This is a genomic window from Achromobacter seleniivolatilans (assembly GCF_030864005.1).
In the GTDB taxonomy this organism is placed as follows: Bacteria; Pseudomonadota; Gammaproteobacteria; order Burkholderiales; family Burkholderiaceae_B; genus Achromobacter; species Achromobacter seleniivolatilans.
On sequence record NZ_CP132976.1, the window covers coordinates 1,349,859 to 1,368,335 of the forward strand.

The window sequence follows — 18,477 nt, forward strand, 5'->3', positions numbered from 1 at the left end:
CCAAGCGGCGATTTCCTGCGGGGCAAGCCCGTACAATGCGGCGCATCTACGTCTTATGTCTGGAGTCTGCCTGTGACCACTACGCCCATCATTGCCCGCCCCTCTGGCCGCGCCGTTGACGAACTGCGGCCCTTCAGCCTGGAGCGCGGATTCACGCGGTATGCCGAGGGTTCCGTGCTGGTCAAGGCTGGCAACACCCATGTGCTGTGCACGGCCAGCGTGCTGGAAAAGGTGCCGCCGTTCCTGAAAGGCAAGGGCGAAGGCTGGGTGACGGCGGAATACGGCATGCTGCCGCGCGCAACGCATACCCGTGGCGATCGTGAGGCCGCACGCGGCAAGCAAAGCGGCCGCACGCAGGAAATCCAGCGCCTGATCGGGCGCAGCCTGCGCGCCGTGTTTGATATGAAGGCTTTGGGCGAACGCACCCTGCATCTGGATTGCGACGTGCTGCAAGCCGACGGCGGCACGCGCTGCGCCAGCATCACCGGCGCGTGGGTGGCGGCGGCAGATGCCGTGGCGCTGCTGATGAAACGCGGCGACCTGGCGGTGAACCCGATCCGCGACGCCGTGGCCGCGGTCTCGGTGGGTCTGGTGCAGGGCCGCTCAGTGCTGGATCTGGACTACCAGGAAGACTCAGCCTGCGACGCCGACGTGAACGTCATCATGACCGGCAGCGGCGCTTTCGTGGAAGTGCAGGGCACGGGCGAAGGCGCGACCTTCACCCGGGCCGAGCTGGACACGATGCTGGTGCTGGCTGAAGGCGGAATTGCCAGCTTGGTGCGCGAGCAGCGGGCAGCGCTGGTGTAAGCGGCGGGGCTGATAGGTTCGCGCGCGAGTCGCGAACCTATCGACATCGATCACCCCCGCTTGAGCAACCCCTCAACCTTGGCTACCTGCTCCAAGCCCCAGATTGTTTCAATCAAACCGCGCAGTTCGGGTTCGGTTGCGGCGTCTGCGTAGCGGCCCAGGCTGAGCGTCTTGTCTTCGATCTCGGCGCGGCTCAGGGTGTTGCCCGGGTCGCCCTTGGGTTCGTCGACGCGGCCATTCAGCGTGCGGCCATCGCGGGTGTAGACGGTGACCTTGCCGATCCAGCGCTGCGGATAGGCGCCATCGACTTCAGCGTCCAGCGCCATTTCTACCTTGCCGCGGAACGTAGCCACGGCCGGGTCGTCCAGACCCGCGTCGAATTCAGCAAGCCCTGCGCGCCCTTGACGAGCTATCAATGCCAGCACCGTTCCCATCGAGAACTTGGACTGGTGCACCGTTTGCGGGTTGACCACCGGACCCAGCACGTCCATCGCGCCTTGGTGCACGTGGGCGACAACGCGTTCGATATCGGCTTCGGTCAGCGCGTTGTCACGCAGCACCTGCTGCAAGGCGTCCGCCGCCGGATGCGTATGGCGGCACGATGCGTGGAACTTGAACGAGGTTTCGGCCAGCGCCCAGCGTTCGCCCAGGCGGTCACACAGGCGGCTGGGGTCGGCGTCCGTGGACATGCCTGCCGCCATGCCTTGCGGGCCTTCCAGAATGCGGCGGGCGCCGGTGAAACCTTCGCGGGCCAAGTAGGCGGCCGTGATGCCGTCAGCGGCCGCCTTGGCGGTATGCAGTTGCTTGGAGTCTGCCGCGTCGCGCAGGAACTCCCACAGGCCAGCGGCTTGAGTACCGGCCGACCCCAGCGCATGCAGCATTTCTTCAGCCGATAGATTCAGCAAGCGGCCCGTCGTGACGGCTGCGGCAAGCGTGCCGGCCGTACCGGTTGTATGGAAAATCTTGTAGTGCGAGCGGCCCAGGAATTCGCCTACGCGGATGCCCACTTCGTAGCCAGCAACGGCGGCAACCAGCAGGTCACGGCCTGAACTGCCCAGCGCCTGCGCCACGGCCAAGGCAGGCGGGAAGACGACGGCGGCGGGGTGGAAAACCGACCCGTTGTGCACGTCGTCCTGTTCCACCACATGGGCAGCTGCGGCGTTGACCATGGCCGCAAACAGCGGACTCGTGCGGCGCCGGGTGATAAGGACTTCACTGGGGCCATCTGCGGGCCCCATGGCGGCGGCGTAGCGGTCGATGGCCTGCACGGCTCGGGCAGAGGCCCCCGCCAAGATGGATGCCAGGCAATCCAGTAGCAGGTCTTCGGCGCGGCGCAATACCGGGGCAGGGATATCCTCGTAGCGCAAGTTGGCGGCAAAGGCTGCGAGTTCGGCGCTGAGGTGGGGAGTGTCTTTGGCTGCGGTCATGGTCGGTGGCGGCGGTTCAGAAGGAACGGGGCAGGCCCAGGATATGTTCGGCGACGTAGGACAAGATCAGGTTCGTCGAAATCGGCGCGACCTGATACAGACGGGTTTCGCGGAACTTGCGTTCAACGTCGTACTCGGTGGCAAAACCGAAACCGCCGTGAAATTGCAGGCAGGCGTTGGCCGCTTCCCAGGACGCATCGGCAGCCAGCAGCTTGGCCATGTTGGCTTGCGCGCCGCAGGGTTCATGGGCGTCGAACAGGCGGCAGGCTTCGTAGCGCATCAGGCTGGCCGCCTCCACGTTGATGTGGGCGCGGGCAATCGGAAACTGCACACCCTGGTTCTGGCCGATGGGGCGGCCGAACACCATGCGTTCCTTGGCGTAAGCCGTGACTTTGTCTACGAACCAGTAGCCGTCGCCGATGCACTCGGCGGCAATCAGCGTGCGTTCCGCGTTCAGGCCGTCCAGGATGTACTTGAACCCTTTGCCTTCTTCGCCGATCAGGTTTTCGACGGGGATTTCCAGATTGTCGAAAAACAGCTCGTTGGTTTCGTGATTGACCATGTTGGGAATCGGACGGATCGCCATGCCGTGCTTGACCGCATGGTGCAGGTCCACCAGGAAGATCGACATGCCTTCGGATTTGCGCGTGACCTGATCCAGTGGCGTGGTGCGAGCCAGCAGAATCATCAGATCCGAATGCTGCACGCGCGAGATCCAGACCTTTTGGCCATTGATCACGTAGCGGTCGCCGCGGCGCACGGCCGTGGTTTTGATCTTGGTGGTGTCGGTGCCGGTCGTGGGCTCGGTGACGCCCATGGATTGCAGGCGCAGTTCGCCCGCCGCGATGCGCGGCAGATATTCGCGTTTCTGCGCTTCGGAACCATGGCGCAACAAGGTGCCCATGTTGTACATCTGGCCATGGCAGGCGCCGGAGTTGCCGCCGCTGCGATTGATTTCTTCCATGATGACCGAGGCTTCGGTCAGGCCCAGGCCCGAGCCGCCATATTCTTGCGGGATCAACGCCGCCAGCCAGCCGGCTTCCGTCAGCGCGCGGACAAAGTCGTCGGGGTAACCGCGTTCTTCGTCGATCTTGCGGAAGTATTCGGCCGGAAATTGGGCGCAAAGGTCGCGAACGGCTTCGCGGATGTCCTGAAAAGAATGAGAGGCGTGGGGCATAGGGCTGCTGTTCTGATGAAAGGAATGGTTCTGTACAGCATCGAATGTGCCGTAAGGGGGCGTGCCTGCCAATTCACAATTCCTTAATACGGGGTTCCTGTTCACAAAAGCGCGCTTTCATGACGAGCGTTCGTCATGCGGGCGACAAGGTTGTGTCAAGAAATTGCCAAACTGCGTGTCCATAATCCGTGGCACTGCGCTCAGGCGCCAGGCTATAGATGGATGGATATGCGAAAGAATCTGAGAGTCACGACAGCGGTATCGGCCATTTTGGCGTTGTTTGTGGTGCTCTTCGCACTGGTGGCGGCTGCGGGCATCGCCGTATTGCGCGACAACCGCGCTGACATCGAGGCCCTGGGCCGGGGCAGCATCGAGCGGGCCAGCGATCTGGCCGACATGACCAGCCGCTTGTTTCAGGCGCGTGCGGCGCTGACCGATGCCAAGACCGGCATGGAAGGCGGATTGGAGGACGCGCGCAATCAATCGCTGGCGCAGGCCGATGCACTACTCAAGCAGGCCGCAGCCAGTCTGACGCGGTTGCGCGCCAACCCCGATGTCAGCGCGCAGGGCGCCCCGCTGTTTAACCAGGTGCTGGCGGCCTACGCGGCATTCGCCGACCAGACGCTTGTGCCCATGCAAAAAGCGATCCAGGGCTGGAACGGAATCGAGGTGAACCGGCTGGTGGACAAGGTTCTGCCGGTCAGCGGCGCGGCTTACGTCAAGCATGCCGATGCCTACCAGAGCTATTCACGGGACCAGGGGCAGGCCGCGGTGGCAGGCGCCAGCCAGACGTTGGAACGCGTGATCATCGTGGCGGCGGGCGTGTTGGGCGTCGTGCTGTTGTTAGCCGCAATGATCCGGCTGGCATTTCGCCGTAGCATCCTGCGGCCTCTGAACGAGGCTGGCGCGCATTTTGACCGCATCGCCGACGGCGACCTGACGGGTGCGATTGCTACGCGCGGCGACAACGAAATCGGCGTGCTGTATTCCGCCATGCGCCGTATGCAAACGGGGCTGTCGGCCGCTGTGGCGTCGGTGCGCCGGGGGGTTGAAGAGATTCACACGGGTTCGGGCGAGATTGCCGCTGGCGGGGCAGACATGTCGGACCGCACGGCCCGTCAGGCGGGTTCACTGCAAGAAGCCGCTGCCAATATGACGCAGCTGGCGCATACCGTTCAACTGACGGCCGGCAACGCCGACCTGGCCAGCCGCCAGGCCATCAGCGCCACGCAGTTGGCGCAGCGCGGCGGGCAGGCCGTGGACGAAGTTGTGCACAGCATGCGAGGCATTGCCGACAGCGCGCGCCGCATCGGTGAAATTGTCGGCGTGGTCGACAGCATTGCCTTTCAAACCAACATCTTGGCGCTGAACGCGGCGGTGGAAGCTGCGCGTGCGGGCGAACAGGGCAAGGGATTTGCTGTGGTTGCGGGCGAGGTGCGCTCGCTGGCCCAACGCAGCGCGCAGGCGGCTAAGGAAATCAAGGGCCTGATCGACGATTCGGCCATGCGGGTAGAGGCCGGCGTACGCCAGGTAAATCTGGCCGGCGACACCATGCGCGACATGGTGGTTTCGGTTGATCGCGTGACACAGATCGTGGCCGAGATTTCCAGCGCGACGGCCGAGCAGGCGGAGGGCATCGCTACCGTCAACAACGCAGTAGCCGACATCGAACGCAGCACGCAGGAAAATGCCGCCATGGTGGAGCAAACGGCGGCGGCTGCGGCGGCGCTCGAGATTCAGGCGCAGGGCTTGCGCCGGGCGGTCGCCGTGTTTCAGATCACCCCGGGCACGCATGATGCGGTCACGGGGTTGGGTTCAGTCGCTCAGTTGGGGCAGGGCGCCGCCGGTGTAGCGTTCGATCACCAGCGACAGGTTCCCATGCTTGACCTTGTGCTTGACGTGAGCAGCGGCCGACGCGATGTCCTCCGGGCGAATGCGCTCGCATAGTGAAGGGGTGACGGTCAACGCGCCGACACCCAGCGTCACAAACGGGAAAAAGCGCGGCACGCCATAACGGTCTTCGGCTTCAATGCCGCCGTTATGGCGGCCTTGGTCGTCGTACAGATCCATGGCCTGCTCGTTGAATTCGGCGATGATGCGCTGCACGCGCTCGGTCCAGTCCAGGCTGCGAAACAGCACGACAAAGTCGTCGCCGCCAACATGGCCAACAAAGTCCCGCAACGGATCGCAGTGGCGCTTGATGACCTCGGCGGTCAACATGATCATGTCGTCGCCGCGCCAATAGCCGTACACGTCATTGAATGGCTTGAAATTGTTCAAGTCGCCATAGCAGATGGTGAAGTCGGCGGCATCTTCCAGCAGCGTGGCGATGTGGCGGCTGATGGGGATGTTGCCGGGCAAGGACGTCAGCGGGTTCGCATAGCGGGCTGCTTCGATGCGCATCTCGGTCACTGAGCGCACCAGCGTTTCGCCTGTGGCCAGGCCGTCATAACGGCCGTCTCGCGTGATGATCAGACCGTCCATCAGATAGCGTTGGTCTTCCGAGATCAGCACATGACTGAGCTGGTCGATGGATACATTCAGGTCCACCAGCACGGGTTCCGCATTCATGAACGTCGAGCACTGGTCACGGCCGAACAATTCGCGTGTGTAGCGCTGGGCGTAATGCTCGGAGAAGTCGCGCCGGTTGATGATGCCTACCGGACGGTTGTCGCCATCCACGACCGCTACTGCGTGCATGCTCTTGTGCTCGATAAAGAGCCGGTGCACGTCGTCATTGGTGTGCTTGTTCAGTAATGCGGCCGGCGCTTCGACCCGCAGGCTGGCCGCAGTGCCGCCTGCGCCGCGTTGCGACACAGGGGCGGGGTTGCGCGCGCGCAGGGATTCGCGCAGCGGCGGCGCCAGCTCGGTCAGCAGGGTTTCTTCGGGCCGTCCCAAAAACCAGCCTTGCGCGTATCGGATGTCCAGTTCGCGCACAACCGCAAGATCTTCAGCCGTCTCAATGCCTTCGGCCACGATGGACGTGCCCAGGTACTGCGCCACTTTCAGAATGGCGCGCACCATGTTTTGCTTGCGGTCGTCCTGGCCGATTCCATTGAAGAAGTAACGGTCGATCTTGACGAGATCAGGCTGCATCTCGGACCACAGTTGCAGATTGGAATTCCCCACGCCATAGTCATCCAGCGCGATGCGCATGCCATGCTCGCGCAGGCACGCAAACGCATTGCCCAATTCCGTCATGTGTTCAGACAGCGGGTCTTGTTCGGTCAGTTCAACGATGATGCTGGCGGGGTCTAGTGCGCAGTCTTTGAGCAGGCGCAGCGGCATGTCGTCGCCCCACAAGGTCCAGTAATGGATCAGCGCAGAGCCGGACAGGTTCAGGAATAACTTGCCTGCTGCCTCGTGTTGAACAAAACCCTGTGCGCCAGCACGGAAGCTGGCCAGTTCCAGCTGGGGATGCAGCCCTTTGCGGCGAGCCTCGGCGAAGAGGGCGTCGGGAAAATGCAAAGCGGTGTCGACCGGGCCGCGGATCAGGCTTTCATGTCCGTAGATGCGGCTGTGCGAAATGTCGACAACGGGTTGATAGCGCGGGCGCAGCAGGTGGTTGCGCAGAATGCCAGCCAAGCCGGCGTGCGCATTCGCGGCGTCCAAGGGGGAGTGGGGCGCGCGGGCCGCAACCGGCCGGGGCAAAGCGTGAAGTGAGTTCATCGCCGGAGCGTTCAGATACGATCAGTGACAAGATTCGTCATGTTGACAACAAAATATGTCTGCGTTGTTGCGCTAACGCAGGACGCGCAATCTTCATGCGCTGTTACATCACTGTCAATCGGGATTTGAACTTGGCCATGCCCATTGCAGGGGCTTGACGCGCCCGGACGCCGCTCGCCGCCTGCGGCCTATACAATTTGCCATATGACTTCCCCCAAGATTCCCGATTCCCTACGCCGCGTTGTGCTGGCGTCCAATAATGTCGGCAAGCTGCGTGAGTTTTCCGCCTTGTTTGCGCCGCTGGGCATCGAATTAGTGCCCCAGGGCGAGCTCGGCGTGCCAGAAGCCGAAGAACCGCATGTGACGTTTGTTGAAAATGCGCTGGCCAAGGCGCGCCACGCCAGCCGTTTGACGGGTCTGCCTGCGCTGGCTGATGACTCGGGCCTGTGCGTTGCGGCGCTGGATGGCGCCCCTGGCGTCTATTCGGCTCGCTACGCCAAGATGCATGGCGGTGAAAAGTCCGATCAGGCCAATAACGCGCTGCTGGTGCAGAAGCTGGCTGGTCAAGCTGACCGCCGCGCGTGGTACGTGGCCGTACTGGCCCTAGTGCGCTCAGAAAACGATCCGTGCCCGCTGATTGGCGAGGGGTTGTGGCATGGCGAGATCATAGACCTGCCCGAAGGCGCCAACGGCTTTGGCTACGATCCGCATTTCTACCTGCCCGACATGGCGTTGACCGCTGCCACGCTGGACCCCGAAGAAAAGAACCGGGTGAGCCACCGCGCACGCGCGCTGCGCGAACTACTGAGCAAACTTAGCCAGGGTTGAAGAGGGCGCCGGCCCAGGAACACCGCATGTCCATCATTATTCCCATCCGCAACGAAATGGGCGGCGCACAGCCGTCCCGCCTGATTGTGCCGGCCGGCTCCACGCTGACCAGCCTGCCGCCATTGTCTGTGTATGTGCACGTGCCCTGGTGCGTGCGCAAATGCCCGTATTGCGACTTTAATTCGCACGCTGCGCCGGCCGGAGAAATCCCGGAGCGGGCCTATCTTGACGCCTTGCGCAGCGACCTGGAACAGGCGCTGCCGTCCATCTGGGGCCGTCAGGTGGTGTCCGTATTTATTGGCGGCGGCACTCCCAGCTTGCTGTCATCCGCCGGATTGGATGAGTTGCTGGCCATGCTGCGGGCCTGTCTGAACGTGTGGCCAGACGCCGAGATCACCATGGAAGCCAACCCCGGCACAGCCGAAGCCAGCCGGTTTCGTGACTATGCCGCGAGCGGAGTCACGCGCTTCTCGCTGGGCATACAGAGTTTTGACGATGCTCAGTTGAAGAAATTGGGCCGCATTCATGATGCGTCGCAGGCGCGCGCCGCCATCGAAATGGCGCAGCGCGCCGTCTCCCGCGTCAATCTGGACGTCATGTTTGCTCTGCCTGGGCAGACCTTGGACGCCTGTCTGGACGATCTGCGGCAGGCGGTGTCGTTCGGCACGGAACATCTGTCGCTGTATCACCTGACGATGGAACCCAACACCGTCTTTGCCAAGTTTCCGCCCGAAGACCTGCCGGACGACGATACCAGCGCGGCCATGCAGGACGCGGTGGAATCCGAGCTGGCGGCGGCCGGCCTGGCGCGCTACGAGGTCTCGGCCTACGCCAAGCCAGGCGCCCGCAGCCGGCACAACCAGAACTATTGGGAATTCGGTGACTACCTGGGCATCGGCCCCGGCGCTCACGGCAAGCTGTCCTTTCACGACCGTATCGTGCGTGAAGCGCGCCTGCGCAGCCCGGATTCCTGGATGCAGGCGGCAATGGCCCGAGACGGCAGCCATCTGGCGGAAAACCGTCAGGTCGGCCCTGATGAGCTGCCGTTTGAGTTCATGCTCAATGCTTTGCGTTTGAAGGACGGCGTGCCCACTACCGCCTTCACGGAGCGCACGGGGTTATCGCTGGCCGTCATTGCGCACCAATTAGAGGCTGCCTCGAAACGGGGCTTGCTGGATGCGGACCCCACGCGGTTGCGGGCGACACCTTTGGGGTGGAGCTTTCTAAACGATCTGCAGGAAATGTTCCTGTAACGTGCAGGCACCATATTGGGGCAATGATGCTCCGTCATTTGCACCATACTGGTGCTACATTTCCCATGATTGTGCATATTGCCCTGGGAATCCCTGGGGTGAAACCTGGCACGCTTATTGCTTAATAGTTTTATGCCAGTCGAGAGGCGCAGCCCTCGACCCTTTTATCTAATGGAGATGACATGGCAAGCCCGAAAGACGTCCTGAAACAGATCGCCGATAACGAAGTGAAATTCGTGGATTTCCGCTTTACCGATACGGTTGGCCGTGAGCACCACGTTTCCGTGCCCACCACCGCGATCGACGAAGACAAGCTGGAAAGCGGGCAGGCCTTCGACGGTTCGTCGATTCCGGGCTGGAAGGGCATTGAAGCGTCCGACATGCTGCTCATCCCCGACTGCTCGACCGCCAACCTGGACCCGTTCCGCGAAGAACCGACCCTGATCCTGTCCTGCGACGTGGTTGAACCGTCCGACCTGAAGGGCTATGACCGCGACCCGCGTTCGCTGGCCAAGCGCGCCGAAGCCTACCTGAAGGCCTCCGGCCTGGGCGACACCGCCTACTTTGGTCCGGAACCCGAATTTTTCGTGTTCGACGGCGTGACCTGGAACACCGACATGTCGGGCACGTTCGTCAAGATCAAGTCCGAAGAAGCGCCGTGGTCCTCCGGCCTGGAATTCGAAGGTGGCAACACCGGCCATCGTCCTGGCGTGAAGGGCGGCTATTTCCCCGTGCCGCCGGTTGATTCGTTCCAGGACATGCGTTCGGAAATGTGCCTGTTGATGGAACAAATGGGCGTGCCGGTTGAAGTGCACCACCATGAAGTCGCCGCTCCGGGCCAACTGGAAATCGGCACCAAGTTCAGCACGCTGGTTCAGCGCGCCGACTGGACGCAGATCGTCAAGTACGTCGTGCACAACGTGGCCCACGCCTACGGCAAGACCGCGACGTTCATGCCCAAGCCCATCGTTGGCGACAACGGTTCCGGCATGCACGTGCACCAATCCATCTGGAAGGACGGCCAAAACCTGTTCGCAGGCAACGGCTACGCTGGCCTGTCGGAATTTGCGCTGTACTACATCGGCGGCATCATCAAGCACGCTCGCGCACTGAACGCCATTACCAACCCGGGCACCAACTCGTACAAGCGTCTGGTTCCGCACTACGAAGCCCCGGTCAAGCTGGCTTACTCGGCCCGCAACCGCTCGGCCTCGATCCGCATTCCGTACGTCGGCAACCCGAAGGGCCGCCGCGTCGAAGCGCGTTTCCCGGACCCGCTGGCCAACCCGTACCTGGCATTCTCGGCCCTGATGATGGCCGGTCTGGACGGCGTGCAGAACAAGATTCACCCCGGTGATCCCGCCGACAAGAACTTGTACGACCTGCCGCCCGAAGAAGACGCGAAGATCCCGACGGTGTGCTCGTCGCTGGAACAAGCGTTGGAAGCTCTGGACCAGGATCGCGAGTTCCTGACCCGTGGTGGCGTGTTCAGCAACGACATGCTCAACGCCTACATCGACCTGAAGATGGGCGATGTGAATCGTCTGCGCATGACGACGCACCCGGTTGAATTCGACATGTACTACAGCCTCTGATTTGTCTGAGGCTGTGGCTGGGGGGAGCGCGATGATGTAGGCAGAAACCAGGGCCCACATCACGCGCACCACCAGGTCGCGGCTCGACGGTTTGTCCGCCATGCACCAAGCCTGGCGGGCAGGGCGCCGGGTTCCGGCGCCGCCGTCGCGGGCGCGTTCCGCTTTCCCCCCTGTCATTCGGGTACGTTGAAAAATGAATGTAGAAGCTCTCGATCTGCTTGCCACGTCCGTTTTCCTGGTTAACGAGCGCGGTCACATTGAATACGCCAACGCGGCTGCCGAGGATTTGTTCGGCCGGTCGCGCAAACAACTATGCGGCCACTCTGCCGCTACGCTGTTCGACAACCCAGAAAACATCCAATCGTCCATTGACCGCGCTGCGGCCGGGCGATATGCCGATGTCCGGCAACTGGCCTCGTTGCGCCGTGCCGCTGAATCTGTGGAAGTCGCCGTTACGACGGTCGGGCTGACGGGCCAACGCTGGCCTGTGCTGATCGAAACGCGAGAGATAGAGCAGCGCGTTCTGGCCGATCGAAATCATCGGCTGGTTGATGAAATAGAAGCTCACCGCGAGCTGCTGCGCAATCTTGCGCACGAAGTGAAGAATCCATTGGGTGGTTTGCGCGGCGCCGCGCAATTGCTGGAAGCCGAGTTGCCCAGTGCAGCGCTGGCTGAATACACCCAGGTCATTATTTCCGAAGCCGACCGCTTGCAGGCGCTGGTGGACCGCTTGAGCGGCCCGCAACGTGTGCCGCTGAATGCGCGTCCGGTGAATATCCATGAAATCTGCGAACGCGTCTGCGCGCTGATTCAGGCTGAATTCCGCAACGACGTCACCATCTTGCGCGACTACGACGCGTCGGTTCCCGACTTGCGCGGCGATGCCGCCCGTTTGATGCAGGCAGTCTTGAATGTGGCGCGCAATGCTGCACAGGAACTGGTTGCGCGTCCGCAAAGCGCGCAGGCAGAACCCGGCGTAGTGACGTTGCGTACCCGCGTAGCCCGGCAAGTCATGCTGGCGCACCGGCAACACCGGCTGGCGCTGGTGCTGTCCATTATCGACAACGGTCCTGGCGTGCCGGACCATATCCGTGACCGCATTTTCCATCCGCTGGTCACGGCCAGGGCCGGAGGTACGGGGTTGGGCTTGAGCCTTGCCCAGGACTTCGTGCAGCAGCACGGCGGCATCATCGAATTTGAATCCCGACCCGGGCGCACTGAATTTCGCCTGGTCCTACCGATGGAGCCCGCACACTGATGAAACCCGTATGGATCGTCGACGACGACCAGGCCATCCGCTGGGTCCTCGAAAAGGCCCTGGCCCGCGCTGGCGTCACAACCCGCAGTTTCTCCCAATCGGCTGATGTGCTGGAAGCGCTTCAGCGCGACACGCCCGTCGCATTGGTGTCCGATATCCGCATGCCTGGCGGCAATGGCTTGGAGCTGTTGCGGCAACTGAAAGAACGTCATCCCGGTTTGCCGGTCATTGTGATGACCGCGTTTGCCGATCTGGACAGCACGGTGTCCGCGTTTCAGGGCGGGGCCTTTGATTATCTGGCCAAGCCGTTTGACGTGAACGAAGCCGTGGCGCTGATCCAGCGCGCCATGCAGGAATCGTCGCAGCCCGAAAGCCCCGAAGGGCAGGGCGAGGCTGCGCAGAACAACGAGCGCTGGATGATGACGCAGTCATCCTCCACCGCCATGCAGGAAGTGTTCCGCGCGATTGGCCGCTTGGCGCAGTCCAAGGTCACCGTGTTGATCACGGGAGAATCCGGTACTGGCAAGGAATTGGTGGCGCGAGCGCTGCATGGCCACGGCGTGCGCGCAAGCGGTCCGTTCGTGGCGCTGAACGCCGCGGCAATTCCGCGTGACCTGCTTGAGGCCGAACTGTTCGGTCACGAGCGCGGCGCATTTACCGGCGCCAACAATCTGCGCCGGGGCCGCTTCGAGGAAGCGCACGGGGGCACCTTGTTCCTGGATGAGATTGGCGATATGCCGATTGAATTGCAGACGCGATTGCTGCGTGTGCTGGCGGAAGGCAGCTTTTATCGGGTCGGCGGTGCGCAACCCGTACGCGTGGATGTGCGTATTGTTGCAGCCACTCACCAGCCGCTTGAGCAGCGCGTTGAGCAAGGTCTGTTCCGCGAAGATTTGTTCCACCGCTTAAACGTGATTCGCTTGCGGCTGCCCCCGTTGCGCGAGCGCGTGGAAGATATTCCCGCGCTGGCCCAGCACTTTCTGACTGTCAGCGCCCGTACCTTGGGCGTGCCCGTCAAACGTTTGACGCCAGATGCGCTGGCTGTTCTGACAAAGTTCGACTTTCCCGGCAACGTCCGGCAATTGGAGAACTTCTGCCACTGGTTGACGGTAATGGCGGCAGGCCAGACCGTGGATCGCGGTGATCTGCCGCCGGAAATTCGTGCGGTGGAACATCAGCAGCAAGCGGCGTCGATGCCGCAGCGCCCCGCTGCACAGGTGCCCAGTATCGGCACCGTGGTCCAGCAGTCGTCGAGCGCTTTGGACGACGGCGCGCCGCGCAATTGGCAGGACTCTTTGCTGCGTGATGCGCAATACCGGCTGGAACGCGGCGAACCCGCGGTCATGGCGACACTCACCCGTCAGTTCGAGAAGATCTTGCTGCAAAGTGCGTTGGACGCCAGCCGTGGCCGTCGCGTGGAAGCCGCTTCACGATTGGGGATCGGTCGCAATACCATCACGCGCAAACTGCGCGAGCTGGGGATTGAGGACGAGTGATCGGGGAAGGTGGATGGTGCGCGCGGCTGCCTTCAATCGGGGCAGTGCGCGCCTTGCGTAACCCCATTCTTGCTAGGCCGTGCTTTACCCCATTCCTAACAAGCTTTCGCACAAACGCGGCGATTTCAGCTTTTGCAGCCACCACTTCAGCGCCTCGCCGGGTGGCTCGGCTCGCCAGGCGTAGGTCACGTGTTCCGTCAGGGACATGCCTTCATCCGTTTCGCACACCACCAGCAACCCTTGCGACAAATATGGCGCTGCCAGCGTCATGGGCAAGTATCCGCAGCCCAGGCCGCGCACTTGAGCCTCGACCTTGGCTTGCATTGTGGGCATGACCAGCGTGGGCTGGTCGGCGAGAATGCCGCGTGATTGCGGCGGCAGGTTGCGCGACGTGTCCGCCACCACCACGGCGCAATAGCGCGTGATATCAGCGCGGCTAAGGGGCTGTGGCAGTGCCGCCAGCGGGTGGTGCGCGGCAACGCAGAACGCGAATTGCGTCAGGCCGATCGCTTGTGAGCGGTAGGGGCCCGTGGGTTCACCCGCCGCGCCCGCGCCGATGACCAGGTCCGCCCGGCCCGCCGTCAACGCATCCCAATTGCCGCTTAATACCTCGCTGGAGAAGCGCAGCTTGGTGGCGCTGGCAATCCCCTGGAATTCTTCGATCAAGTCGTATAGCGGACGCCACGGCAGCACAGCGCTGACCGCAATGCGCAGCTCCACTTCCCATCCGGTGGCGATGCGTTTCACGCGGCATGCCAGGTCGTCCAATGACTGCAAGACATAGCGGCCATCTTTCAGCAGGGCTTCTCCCGCCGGCGTCAGCTGCGCGCGATGTCCGGTCCGGTCAAACAGCAACACATCCAAGCCATCTTCCAGCTTGCGTATGGAATACGTAACGGCAGACGGTACCTTGCCGAGTTCGCGGGCCGCTTTGGCAAAGCTGCCGTGGCGGGCAATCGCGTCGACCAGGACGAGCAATTCAGGGGTGATAGGCTGCATTCGAGGGCCGTTCAAAATATTTGAATGATTTCGTCAAAATATAGCGCCAAACGCCGGGTCTGGCACGCGCAGAATATCACTCATGCCGGGGTTGCAGACAAACAGACAGGACCTTCAAGCCAAGCGCTGCACCCCATAGATCATTCATATTATTGAAACAGGAGTCCACAATGCTTACGATTCGCCGCGCTGCCGAACGAGGTCACGCCAACCATGGGTGGCTCGATTCGTTTCACACCTTTTCGTTTGCCAACTACTACGACCCGGCTCACATGGGCTTCGGCGCGCTGCGCGTGATCAACGATGATCGCATCGCTGCCGGACGCGGTTTCGGCACCCACGGCCACCGGGACATGGAGATCATCACCTATGTGCTGGACGGCGCGATTGCGCATAAGGACAGCATGGGTAGCGGCTCGACCATTCAGCCCGGTAACGTGCAACGGATGAGCGCTGGCCGCGGCGTCATGCACTCCGAGTTCAACCCGCTGCCGGATACTGAAACGCACATGCTGCAAATCTGGATTCAGCCCGACGTCACCGGCATTGCGCCGGAGTACGAAGAGCGCAGCTTCAGCGATGCGCAAAAGCGTGGCCGCCTGCAAGCCCTGGTATCGGCTGATGGCGTGGATGGTTCGATGAAGATTCATCAGGATGCGCGTTTGTACGGCGGCCTGTTCGACGGCGACGAATCCGCCGCTTTGACCTTGGCGCCGGGCCGCCGTGGCTGGGTGCATGTGGCCCGCGGCAGTCTGACCGTCAATGGCGTCGAACTGTTGGCTGGCGATGCTGCCGCGATCACGGATGAGAACCGTGTCGAACTGTCCGGTGGCAAGAACGCCGAAGTGCTGGTGTTTGATCTGGCGTAATGCCACGCGCCGGGCGGAGCAGGGCTCCGTCCGGCAGACTTAGAATCGGCCGTCAGGCCTTAAGATGGCCGTTGGCCTACTCATGCGGAGCGCTCCACCATGTCTACCTTGTCCGAAGCAGGCGAAAGCCAGATTGAAACCGTTGTAGTGCCGCGCACCAGCGACCTTGGCGGTTTCTCCGTCTTGCGCGCCATTCCGTCGGCGCAGCGCCGCACCGTGGGTCCGTTCGTGTTCCTGGATCACATGGGGCCAGCCGATTTTGACGTTGGGTCTGGCATCGACGTCCGTCCGCATCCGCATATCGGCCTGTCTACCGTCACCTATCTGTATGAAGGTTCGATGGTGCACCGCGACGGCGCGGGTCATACGCAGACCATTTTGCCCGGGGAAGTGAACTGGATGACGGCAGGCCGCGGCATCGTTCACTCCGAACGCTCGTCGCCCGAAAGCCGTCTGGCTCCGCAGCGGCTCTGTGGCCTGCAGATTTGGGTTGGTCTGCCCAAAGAGCATGAAGAATCCGACCCTGGTTTCACGCACTACGGTCTGGATGCCCAGCCGGTTATTGAAGGCGAGGGCGTGCGCGCCCAGGTGGTAGCGGGCTCGTTGTTTGGTAAAACCTCGTCAGTCAAAACGTTGTCGCCGCTGTTCTATGGTGACCTTCAATTGCAGGCAGGCGCCATCACGGTGCTTCCGGCTGAACATGTTGAACGCGCCGCCTATCTGGCGATGGGCACCGTCGAAATTGAAGGCCAGACATACGAGAGCGGACGCCTTGTTGTCTTTGCGCCGGGCAAGCCCGTGCAGATCCGCGCGAAGACGGCCGCGCGCTTCGCAGTGCTGGGTGGAGAGCCGTTGGACGGCCCGCGCTTTGTCTGGTGGAACTTCGTGTCCAGCAGCAAAGACCGCATTGAACAAGCCAAGCAGGACTGGCAGCGCACGCGCTTTGATCAGGTCGTGCCCGGCGATGAAACCGAGTTCATCCCCTTGCCCGAACCGCGCGTGTAAATAAGGCGCAGGCCGGAATGTTCCGGCCTGCTGTTCACTACGTGGTTTTCAAGAGTTCAAAGGTTTCGCCTTTGAACACGCGCTTTGGACTTCCGCGTTCCACCTGGTGGTGGAATTGCCTGCGTTGCGCACGCTGTGCGGCTTGCAGTTCCTGATCGCGGTTGGCCAGACGGTGCGCAATCAACAGAACCGCAATGCGTTTGTTCGCATGTTGGCTGCGTTCGGTCTGCACCTTGACGGTGATGCCTGTTGCCACATGCGTTGCGCGTACCGCGGACTCCGTTTTGTTGACATGCTGGCCGCCAGGGCCGGAAGAGCGCGTCGTCTCAAAACGTATTTCACTTGCCAGGCTGGTTGCCGGAGTTTCACAACGCAATGCGCCGATGAACCAGTTCTTGCGTTGATGAGCAGGGCGGTACGGGCTTGGGCAGATCCATTGGATCGACCCTTCCCATTGCGCCGCCAAGGCATCTGCTCCAGCGCCATCCAGACTCAGCAGAACGGAGCGGAAAGTGCCCGCCCGGTTGCCGTTTTCAAGCTCCAAAACGTCGGCGCTCAAGTTGCTGGCTTGCGCTTCACGCAGCAGATACGCCAGCGCTTTGGCCACGGCAAGACAACATTCGTCTGGACCTTGCGCGGCGGATAACTGTAATAGCGCCATCAGCAGCACCCCCCACGTGTTTTGTAAGTCAGCACGGGACGCAGCTTTGCCAGCACCGTCAGCAATCCTGCCTGTTCCATACTGGCAATGATGCTGTCGACAGGCTTGTAGGCCTCTGGCGCTTCTTCGTAGATCAGATGCTTATCCTGGCAGACTACATGGCTGCCCAGCTTGGTCCTGCTCAATTGCGCAGGGCTGTAACGCTTGACGAGCCTGTCTTTGCACTCGCTGCGCATCCATTTACGGCCCGCGCCATGCGCCAGCGAAAACAGACTGGCTTCGCTGGGAATTGGCGCCGCCAGATAACTGTAGTCCCCCCGCGAACCAGGGATAACGACCAGCCCCGTATCGGACGGCGTAGCGCCCTTGCGATGCAGCCAGCCGTTTTCGCCTTGAATCGCGGCGGGCGTGACCAGGTTGTGGTGCACGTCCAGCACCTGCTGGCCGTTTGCTCCAAGCCGGTCCAGCATGCGGCGCGCAATCAGTTGCCGGTTGGCTTCTGCATACTGCAAGGCGCCGTCGTGTTGTGCCAGATAGTCCACGCAGTCGGCGCTGTCTTGAACGAGTCCCGCATGGCCGTGCCGATGGATGTGCTGTTCCAGAATCGATCCGCCCAAACCGCGCGAACCGCTGTGCACAAGCAGCACCAGTTGTTTCATATCCAGCTGCAATGCAGCTACAGCCTGCGGGTCGTAGATATGATCAATGCGTTGCAGCTCGGCAAAGTGATTGCCGCCGCCGATGGTTCCCAATGCCTGCTGGAATCCGACATTGGCGGGTGCCAATTCAGACACCAGGGTTTGCCACGCATCGTCCAATGGCGCGTCGATATTGCCTAGCCGCTTTTCAAGCTTTTCGGCAGGGCTCTTTCGAGCATCAAGGTCCGTCGTCCATAGCGCCATGCCGCAGCCGATATCGCCGCCTATCAAAGCGGGATACAAGCGTCCGGTCGAGAAAAAGGCGGCTCCCACCGGATAACCCCGGCCGGGATGGAGATCAGGCATTCCTGCAACGCGGCGCATGCCGGCAAGCTTGGAAGTGGTGTGTAGTTGTTGGATCGCGTTGCCTTCGATCCACGTGTCGTCCGAGGCGATGAGTGTCACGCTCTCGGACAATTGTTGAATGCAATTGCCCATGGAAATTTCCAGATCAAGTCAAAGAAGGGCTTGATCTCATCGCGTGCGAACTCGCGCAGGCATGCCGCAGCCAGCGGAGCGCGGCGGCAAGCGCAGACGCGTCTATGCCGTCGGGCCCAATAGGTGGGGCCGTGCGAGTGCAGCGAATGAGAGACCCTGTGTGGCAGGTCCGGGCCAAGGCAATGCGAATGGGCGCTGTAAGGCTTACAGCAAGAAAAATTCGATCTAGCTAGGCGCGGCCTGCAAGGCGGGAAGTTTGTTTTTGCATAATGATTTCCTCCTGTGCAGTGGTGTTGG

14 protein-coding genes and 1 pseudogene are annotated in these 18,477 nt (G+C 62.0%); 9 read left to right on the forward strand and 6 right to left on the reverse strand.

Annotated elements, in window-relative coordinates:
* Window positions 1-72: 72 nt before the first annotated feature.
* Window positions 73-807, forward strand: a complete 735-nt coding sequence (gene rph, locus RAS12_RS06045) for a ribonuclease PH (RefSeq protein ID WP_306946244.1) — start codon at window positions 73-75, stop codon at window positions 805-807.
* Window positions 808-857: 50 nt separating this feature from the next.
* Here the strand turns inward: rph and RAS12_RS06050 are convergent, their stop codons facing one another.
* Entirely contained in the window at window positions 858-2,234 is a 1,377-nt protein-coding gene (locus RAS12_RS06050) for an MmgE/PrpD family protein (RefSeq protein WP_306946246.1), read from the reverse strand.
* 16 nt (window positions 2,235-2,250) lie between these two features.
* Window positions 2,251-3,411: an acyl-CoA dehydrogenase family protein gene (locus RAS12_RS06055; RefSeq protein WP_306946249.1), complete on the reverse strand. Its 1,161-nt coding sequence runs from the start codon at window positions 3,409-3,411 to the stop codon at window positions 2,251-2,253.
* A 228-nt stretch (window positions 3,412-3,639) separates the two neighbouring features.
* Here RAS12_RS06055 and RAS12_RS06060 point away from each other — a divergent pair.
* Window positions 3,640-5,025 (forward strand): annotated as a pseudogene (locus RAS12_RS06060) (methyl-accepting chemotaxis protein); the annotation flags it as partial.
* A gap of 201 nt (window positions 5,026-5,226) precedes the next feature.
* Here RAS12_RS06060 and RAS12_RS06065 read toward each other — a convergent pair.
* On the reverse strand, window positions 5,227-7,080 hold the full coding sequence (locus RAS12_RS06065; protein ID WP_306946251.1) for an EAL domain-containing protein: 1,854 nt from the start codon (window positions 7,078-7,080) through the stop codon (window positions 5,227-5,229).
* A gap of 204 nt (window positions 7,081-7,284) precedes the next feature.
* Between RAS12_RS06065 and rdgB the strand changes: the two genes are divergently transcribed.
* From rdgB to ntrC, 5 genes are all read left to right on the forward strand, one after another.
* Complete coding sequence (rdgB, locus tag RAS12_RS06070) at window positions 7,285-7,908, forward strand: RdgB/HAM1 family non-canonical purine NTP pyrophosphatase (RefSeq protein ID WP_306946254.1); 624 nt, start codon at window positions 7,285-7,287, stop codon at window positions 7,906-7,908.
* A gap of 26 nt (window positions 7,909-7,934) precedes the next feature.
* On the forward strand, window positions 7,935-9,161 hold the full coding sequence (gene hemW / locus RAS12_RS06075; protein WP_306946256.1) for a radical SAM family heme chaperone HemW: 1,227 nt from the start codon (window positions 7,935-7,937) through the stop codon (window positions 9,159-9,161).
* Between the two features lie 182 nt (window positions 9,162-9,343).
* Window positions 9,344-10,756: a type I glutamate--ammonia ligase gene (glnA, locus tag RAS12_RS06080; RefSeq protein WP_306946257.1), complete on the forward strand. Its 1,413-nt coding sequence runs from the start codon at window positions 9,344-9,346 to the stop codon at window positions 10,754-10,756.
* A gap of 193 nt (window positions 10,757-10,949) precedes the next feature.
* The gene (gene glnL / locus RAS12_RS06085; protein ID WP_306946258.1) at window positions 10,950-12,014 is read left to right on the forward strand and encodes a nitrogen regulation protein NR(II); all 1,065 of its coding nucleotides are present in this window, start codon (window positions 10,950-10,952) and stop codon (window positions 12,012-12,014) included.
* A complete protein-coding gene (gene ntrC / locus RAS12_RS06090) occupies window positions 12,014-13,510 on the forward strand; it encodes a nitrogen regulation protein NR(I) (protein WP_306946260.1) in 1,497 nt (498 codons plus the stop codon). The genes glnL and ntrC overlap by 1 nt, the downstream gene beginning before the upstream one ends.
* 84 nt (window positions 13,511-13,594) lie before the next feature.
* Here the strand turns inward: ntrC and RAS12_RS06095 are convergent, their stop codons facing one another.
* Window positions 13,595-14,509 (reverse strand): LysR family transcriptional regulator, encoded by a 915-nt coding sequence (locus RAS12_RS06095; protein ID WP_306946264.1) that lies wholly within the window; start codon window positions 14,507-14,509, stop codon window positions 13,595-13,597.
* A 170-nt stretch (window positions 14,510-14,679) separates the two neighbouring features.
* On the opposite strand from RAS12_RS06095, the gene RAS12_RS06100 reads away from it, so the two are divergent.
* Window positions 14,680-15,378 carry a pirin family protein gene (locus RAS12_RS06100; protein ID WP_306946266.1) on the forward strand — a complete coding sequence of 233 codons (699 nt, stop codon included), beginning with the start codon at window positions 14,680-14,682 and terminating at the stop codon, window positions 15,376-15,378.
* A 99-nt stretch (window positions 15,379-15,477) separates the two neighbouring features.
* On the forward strand, window positions 15,478-16,383 hold the full coding sequence (locus RAS12_RS06105) for a pirin family protein (RefSeq protein WP_306946268.1): 906 nt from the start codon (window positions 15,478-15,480) through the stop codon (window positions 16,381-16,383).
* Window positions 16,384-16,420: 37 nt separating this feature from the next.
* Here RAS12_RS06105 and prfH read toward each other — a convergent pair whose 3' ends face one another.
* On the reverse strand, window positions 16,421-17,044 hold the full coding sequence (gene prfH / locus RAS12_RS06110; RefSeq protein ID WP_306946270.1) for a peptide chain release factor H: 624 nt from the start codon (window positions 17,042-17,044) through the stop codon (window positions 16,421-16,423).
* The gene (locus RAS12_RS06115) at window positions 17,044-18,180 is read right to left on the reverse strand and encodes an RNA ligase RtcB family protein (protein ID WP_306946272.1); all 1,137 of its coding nucleotides are present in this window, start codon (window positions 18,178-18,180) and stop codon (window positions 17,044-17,046) included. Before RAS12_RS06115 ends, prfH begins: the two co-directional genes overlap by 1 nt.
* Between the last annotated feature and the right edge of the window lie 297 nt (window positions 18,181-18,477).